General features: G+C 73.7%; 6 protein-coding genes and 1 pseudogene. 4 read left to right on the plus strand and 3 right to left on the minus strand.

The window, feature by feature from the left end:
• Positions 1-122: 122 nt before the first annotated feature.
• On the plus strand, positions 123-557 hold the full coding sequence (locus FNQ90_RS09540) for a DUF6278 family protein (RefSeq protein WP_153426779.1): 435 nt from the start codon (positions 123-125) through the stop codon (positions 555-557).
• Between the two features lie 225 nt (positions 558-782).
• Here the strand turns inward: FNQ90_RS09540 and FNQ90_RS09545 are convergent.
• Together FNQ90_RS09545 and FNQ90_RS09550 are read right to left on the minus strand one after the other, a co-directional pair.
• Positions 783-1679, minus strand: a pseudogene (locus FNQ90_RS09545) (GntR family transcriptional regulator); the annotation flags it as partial.
• Between the two features lie 57 nt (positions 1680-1736).
• A complete protein-coding gene (locus FNQ90_RS09550) occupies positions 1737-2480 on the minus strand; it encodes a hypothetical protein (protein ID WP_143618876.1) in 744 nt (247 codons plus the stop codon).
• Between the two features lie 358 nt (positions 2481-2838).
• Between FNQ90_RS09550 and FNQ90_RS09555 the strand changes: the two genes are divergently transcribed.
• The gene (locus tag FNQ90_RS09555; protein ID WP_143618874.1) at positions 2839-3108 is read left to right on the plus strand and encodes a DUF6480 family protein; all 270 of its coding nucleotides are present in this window, start codon (positions 2839-2841) and stop codon (positions 3106-3108) included.
• Between the two features lie 444 nt (positions 3109-3552).
• Positions 3553-3999, plus strand: coding sequence for an SRPBCC family protein (locus FNQ90_RS09560; protein WP_143618872.1), 447 nt, complete (start codon positions 3553-3555; stop codon positions 3997-3999).
• 153 nt (positions 4000-4152) lie between these two features.
• Here the strand turns inward: FNQ90_RS09560 and FNQ90_RS09565 are convergent, their stop codons facing one another.
• Positions 4153-4983, minus strand: a complete 831-nt coding sequence (locus FNQ90_RS09565; RefSeq protein WP_182605970.1) for an SIR2 family NAD-dependent protein deacylase — start codon at positions 4981-4983, stop codon at positions 4153-4155.
• A 23-nt stretch (positions 4984-5006) separates the two neighbouring features.
• On the opposite strand from FNQ90_RS09565, the gene FNQ90_RS09570 reads away from it, so the two are divergent.
• Positions 5007-6194: gamma-glutamyltransferase family protein (locus FNQ90_RS09570; protein WP_182605971.1), on the plus strand; the 1188-nt coding region annotated here is incomplete at its 3' end.

Here is a 6194-nt window from a genome sequence, read left to right on the forward strand (position 1 = left end):
CCTCCCCGGTACCCACCGCCCCATCCGCTTTCCCCGGATGATCCCTCTTCGGCGCCTTTTGACACCTCCGGCTCGGTCGTGCCGCCGGCCGACCCGGGGGCTCCGGTGTCACCCTTCACGGTATGAGGTTCCCCTTCGCGCACCGACGGCGCCGCCCGGCGACACCCGTGTCCCCCGGCGGCGCGGCACGCGGCTACGACGCCGAGGGGGTCGCGGAGTTGCTCTCCGAGTGCCCCCTGCTGCGGGAACGCGCCGCCACCCGGGGTATCGCGCTCTCCGGGGACCCCGAATCCCTCGCCCTGCTCGATCAGTTGCCACCGCTGTGGCGCGACGACCCCGAGGAACTGCCGGCACTGGCCACGGACGCCGGCCTGTACCTGGGCACGGTGATCGTCCGCTCCCTTCCCGGCGCGCGCTGGGCGCCGGGAGAGGACGGTGGACCGGAGGTGGCCCTGGCCTCCGGGCGCCGGATGGACGTCGAACGCCTGGGCCGGGAATGGGCGGAGAACGGGGTTCCGGAGCTGTCCCGGGTGTACGCCGAGGCGGCCGAGGGCTGAGCGCGAGCGGGAACCCCGGCGGTGCCCCCGGTGCGCGCCCCGGAACACCATCGGGGCCGCCCCGCCCGTTCAGCGCGACACGGAGCCCGCCGGTTCGTCGCCACCCGTCGGTGCCCGGCGGGTGGTGGGGCGCGGAAGCCCGGCGAGTCGTTCCGCCGGGCGCGGCCCCCGGACCGTCGGCGCGCCGACCGACGGCGGGGGCGCGACCGGTTCGGGAGCCAGGGGGATGTCGTACTCCAGCCGCCAGCGATCGCCGCGCAGCACCGAGTCCGAGGTCTCCACCGGTCGGCCGTCCGCCGCGTAGTGGGTTCGTTCCACCGTCGTCAGGCACTGGCCGGGCGCGCAGCCCAGCACCTCGGCCTCCGGGCTGGTGGCCGGTCGGGAGGCGACCACCTCGCGGGCGCGTACGACCCGGATGCCGATGGCCGCGAACCGTCCGCGTACCCCTCGGCGTGCGTAGGGACCGCGCTCGGGCCAGCAGATGTCGGTCTCGCCGGTGAGCGCCAGCGGCTCCCAACTGGTGGCCAGTTGGAGCGGCAAACGGTCCGCGAGGTATTCGTAACGGGTGCACATGACCCGCTCACCGGTGGTGATGCCCAGCCGCTCGGCGACGGCCGGCGGCGCGACCGTGGCGGTGGAGGTGGCCTCCCACACCAGATGCGGCACCCGCTCGGCGGACGCCTCACCCCTCGGTACGGGGAGGAGCCCGAAACCCTCCGCCACGTCGCCCTCCGCGACCGGGGGTCTCGCGAGGGCGGTCGGGAGGTGCCCCGGGCGCCGGCCGACCGGGCCGGGGAGCGGTACCGACCCGCCGCGAACGGTCCCCCGGGGGCCGCCGCGGATCTCGGCGGCGAGTGGGGAGTCGACCGCCACCGATCCCCTCACGAGGGAACCGATCGGCTTGCGGTCACCCACGAAGACGCCGCGCCCGAACCGGCCGACGGCGTACCCGGCCGCCTTGAGGACCCGAACCGCCCGGTCCACCGTCTGATCACTGGCCCCGTAGACCCGTTTGAGCTCCGAGCGGGAGGGGATGCGTGCCCCCACCGGCAGAACCCCCTCGTCGATCTGGCGCCGCAGATCATCCGCGATGCGTTGGTAGACCGGTCGCGTGTCACCCATCTGATCCCCTCTCACACCACCAGGGTTTCGACCGCGACCAGGCTACGTCACGCGGCGTCAGTCCTCCTTACTCGTGGTGAGCTTCGGGCGGGGGCTCAGGGCCGTGGTGGTGACGTCGGCGACGAGTTCCACCACGTCGGGACCGTACGCCTGGGAGTTGACGACCTTCAGCAGGAGCACGAAATTGCCGGACCCGCCGTACTTGCGGGCCAACCGCAGGTGGTGACGCGCCAGGTAGCGGGCGGCGGCCTGGTGGGTGATGGAGCGCTGACCGCAGATCAGGAAGACCGGCCTGCCCTCCTGACCGGCGGTGAGTCGGGCCAGCAGGACGTGCTCGACCGAACCGTTCTCCAGGCGGTACCGCTCGGTGCCGATGAGGAAGGCCCCCCGATCGGGCCCCGGCTCGGCGTCGGTGTTGGCAAAGACGCCGGGCAGCAGGCTGTGCAGGTGGGCGGCGGACCGGCGGTTGCCCATCGGGCCACCCAGACAGAACTCGGTGCGCTCCCCGAAACCCCGCTGGGCGGTCTCCCCCGATATCACCCGTGCGTGGGACCGACAGTTCTTGATCAGCGCCGCGAGTTCGAGGAGGGCGAAGACGTCGTTGCGCGCCACGGCCCCGTCCGCCCCGGCCTCCCGGCTGACCACCAGCAGGCATTCGGAGTTGTCCGGAAGACCGAAGAACCGCTGCTTGCGCCTCAGGTCGCGCTCGTACAGCCAACCGCGGAGGAACCAGCCCAGGACGGCCGCGGCGACCGCCGCGATCGCGATGGCGAGGAGCAGGGTGCGCGCGTCGTCGTTCATGGCCGGGACCCTACCGGCGGCTCGTCCCGGTGTTCGACCCCCGGGCGGGAACCGGGACCCGCCCGGGATCCGGCCACGACATTCGGCGGTCGGGCGCTCCCCCGCCCGGCGGTCCAAACGTCCGCCGCCGGGGCCGGGAAGGCGTCCCGGGCCCCGATTCACGCCTCTTCCCCCGGTTTCCCCCGGTCGGGCGGGTTTGGGATCACCCGCGCCGGTCACCCGCACAGAAGGAGGTCCGTACCCGATCGACCGCCGGGCCGTCCGCCCGGGGACCGGGGGCGCCGGTCCGACACCGCGCCCACCGGGCCGGAGCGGCATCGGGGCGAGGACCGCCGGAACGAGACGGAGGACGAGGACGATGACGCCAGGAGCGGAGCGCCGCGGCTCCGGGGAACCGCACCGGGACAACAACCCGGACCCGGATCCGGACCGGACCCCCGGCATGGAGCCGGGTGGTTCGGTGGTGCCCGGTGACACCCCACCCGCCGAGGGGAGTATGAGCGAGGCGGGACCGCGGGAGACCCACAACCCGACCAAGGGATGGGCGGCCGCCCCTCTGGCACTGGTCATCGTGGTGGCCGTGCTCATCGCCGCTTTCTTCTTCGCTTACGCGATTTCCCTGCTCTGACCAGCCCTCCCCGTCACAGCCGGGAGGATTCCCGCGGCATTCCCCGGGGCGGGCGCGGAGGAACACCACCCCGGGTGTCGTGACATTCCCGTTTCCCGGCGGAGCGCACGGGTAGGCGGGGAAAAGAACCACCGACACCGTTTTCCGGGGCTTTCGGGGATTTCCGGGGCTTTCGGGGCGGGGTCGGAGCGCGCCGGCACATCACCGGCCACAACGGAAGAAAGACGATCGCATTCGCGAGGCGAATGCCCGGGGATCCACGCACCGGCCCTGCCGGTGCCGCCCTTTCGGAGCATCGAAAGCAGGTCCGGCGTCCTTCCCGGGCGCCCATCGGGCCGGCGGGAACGGATGCGGGGCCGAGGGGTCCCCGAACGGATCACGGTCGGTCGGGAGCCCTCGATCGACCGGTAGCACCGAGATCGCCCAGACCAAGGAGAAGCGCTCGTGTCCCACATCGAGGAGTCCATCGACGTCGCCGTCCCGGTGACCACCGCCTACAACCAGTGGACCCAGTTCGAGGAGTTCCCCGAGTTCATGAGCGGGGTGGAGCGGGTCGACCAGTTGTCGGACAGCCGGACCCACTGGGTGACCAACATCGCCGGCACCCAGCGGGAGTTCGACGCCGACATCACGCAGCAGGTGCCGGACGAGCGGATCGCCTGGGCGAGCCGCAACGGCCCCAAGCAGGCCGGTGTCGTCACCTTCCACCGTCTGGACGAGTCCCACACCAGGATCATGCTCCAGATGGAGTACGCGCCGGAGAACTTCACCGAGGCCGTCGGTGACAAGATGGGCCTCGTCCGCCGCAAGGCCAAGCAGGACCTGGACAACTTCAAGGAGTTCATCGAGTCCCGCGGCGCCGAGACCGGCACCTGGCGCGGCAAGATCTGAGCACACGGGCACGCCCCCGCCGCGGATGGGGGCACGATGTCCGGGCCGCCCCCGTCGACCGCCGTCGACGGGGGCGGCCCGTCGTGTGCGCCGGGGCGACTCCCCATCGGGCTCCCGGGAGCCCCCGGGAATCCGGTGAGGGGCGGGGTGGCGTCACTCCCGGCCGGTGGGGGCCGTCCCGTCCGGGGTCGAGGCGGTCAGGTCGGCCAGGAGGGCCGGGAGTGCCCGGCCGATCGGTTCCCGGATGACCTCGTCCGCCAGGGCGTCGTACGGGGTCGGCTCGGCGTTGACGATGATCAGTCGGGCGCCCGCCTCCGCGGCGATCCGGGCCAGGGACGCGGCGGGTTGGACCCGCAGGCTGGTGCCCACCGCGACGAACACCCCGCTCGCCGCCGCGACGGCCACCGCCCGGCCCAGCACCTCCCGGTCCAGGGACTGGCCGAACATCACCGTGGCCGACTTCAGGATGCCCGAGCAGAGGGTGCAGGGCGGGTCCTCCTCCCCCGCCTCCACCCGGCTCAGCGCGTCGGCCATCGGACCGCGCGCACCGCAGTCGACACACTCGAACAGCCGGGCGGTTCCGTGCAGTTCGAGCACCTTGCGGTCGGGCAGCCCGGCGGCCTGGTGGAGGCCGTCCACGTTCTGGGTGATCACCCGCACCGGCACCCCGGCGCGCTCGAGGTCCACGATCGCCCGGTGGGCGGCGTTGGGACGGGCGTGCCGCGCCGGACCGGTCAGCCGCACCCGCCACGCCCGGCGGCGGATCTCCGGGTCGTTGACGTAGTGGTGGTGGGTGACCAGCTTCTCCGCCTCCGGGTCCCGCCGCCACACCCCGTTGGGCCCGCGATAGTCCGGAATGCCGGAGTCGGTGGAGATGCCGGCGCCGCTGAGCAGGGCCACCGGAGGCCGGGAGGGCCCCGTCGCCGGTCGGCGGGAACCACCGGGGGCGCCCCCGGACCGGGGGGCCGTCTCGTCTCCGCTCATACGAAAAGCGTACGCTCCCCGGCATGTTCACCACGCGTCCCACACTCCAGGGCACCTTCGGCATGGTCTCCAGCACCCACTGGCTCGCCTCACAGGCGGCGATGGCGATCCTGGAGGAGGGAGGCAACGCCTTCGACGCGGCCGTGGCCGCCGGCTTCACCCTGCACGTGGTCGAGCCCCACCTCAACGGCCCGGCGGGTGACGCGCCGATCATCCTCGCCCCCTCGGGCGGCCCGGTGCGGGTGCTGTGCGGCCAGGGGCCGGCCCCCATGGGCGCGACCATCGAACACTTCACCGGGCTGGGTCTGGAACTGGTGCCCGGCACCGGTCCTCTGTCCGCGGTCGTCCCCGGTGCCTTCGACGCCTGGATGACGCTGTTGCGCGACCACGGCACCCGCCCCCTGCGCAGGGTGCTGGAGGCCGCCATCGGCTACGCCGAACACGGCCACCCCGTCGTGGAGCAGGTCTGCCGCACCGTGGAGGGTGTGCGGGAACTCCTCGAGACCGAGTGGACCTCATCCGCCGAGGTGTACCTGCCCACCGGGCGCGCCCCCGTCCCCGGTGGGCTGTTGCGCAACCCCGATCTCGCCGCCACCTGGCGGCGCCTGCTGGCCGAGGCCGAGGCCGCCTCCCCGCACCGCGAGGGGCAGATCGACGCCGCCCGCCGGATCTGGCGCGAGGGCTTCATCGGCGAGGCACTCGTCTCCCACGCGGCCCGTCCCGCGATGGACTCCTCCGGGCGCAGGCACGCCTCCCCGCTCACCGGCGACGACCTGACCGGCTGGGCCGCCTCCTACGAGGAGCCCGCCCGCTACGACCACGGCGACTGGACCGTCTGCAAGCCGGGCCCCTGGAGCCAGGGCCCCGTGCTGCTCCAGCAACTCGCGCTGCTCGGTGACGCCCCCGCCGACCTGCTCGCCGAGGCGGGCGGCGGGCGGGCCGGCGGGACCCGCGCGCTGGCCCCCGAGGAGACCGCCGCGTACCCCGAGTACCTGCACCTGCTGCTGGAGGCGAGCAAGCTGGCGATGGCCGACCGGGAGGCCTGGTACGGCGACGCCGGCCCGGCCCCGGTCCCCTTGGAGGACCTGCTCTCCGAGGAGTACAACACCGGCCGCCGTGCCCTGATCGGGCCGCACGCCTCCACCGAGCTGCGCCCCGGCTCCCCCGGCGGGCGCCCCCCGCGCCTGGCCCGGGCCGCGAGCGACCCGGGC

This window comes from Streptomyces alkaliphilus, assembly GCF_014141535.1.
Classification (GTDB): domain Bacteria; phylum Actinomycetota; class Actinomycetes; order Streptomycetales; family Streptomycetaceae; genus Streptomyces; species Streptomyces alkaliphilus.

Bases quoted from the DNA above. Each gene is read 5' to 3' on its own strand.
- FNQ90_RS09565 (WP_182605970.1), bottom strand. From the start codon at position 4,983: ATGAGCGGAGACGAGACGGCCCCCCGGTCCGGGGGCGCCCCCGGTGGT.
- FNQ90_RS09550 (WP_143618876.1), bottom strand. From the start codon at position 2,480: ATGAACGACGACGCGCGCACCCTGCTCCTCGCCATCGCGATCGCGGCG.
- FNQ90_RS09540 (WP_153426779.1), top strand. From the start codon at position 123: ATGAGGTTCCCCTTCGCGCACCGACGGCGCCGCCCGGCGACACCCGTG.
- FNQ90_RS09555 (WP_143618874.1), top strand. From the start codon at position 2,839: ATGACGCCAGGAGCGGAGCGCCGCGGCTCCGGGGAACCGCACCGGGAC.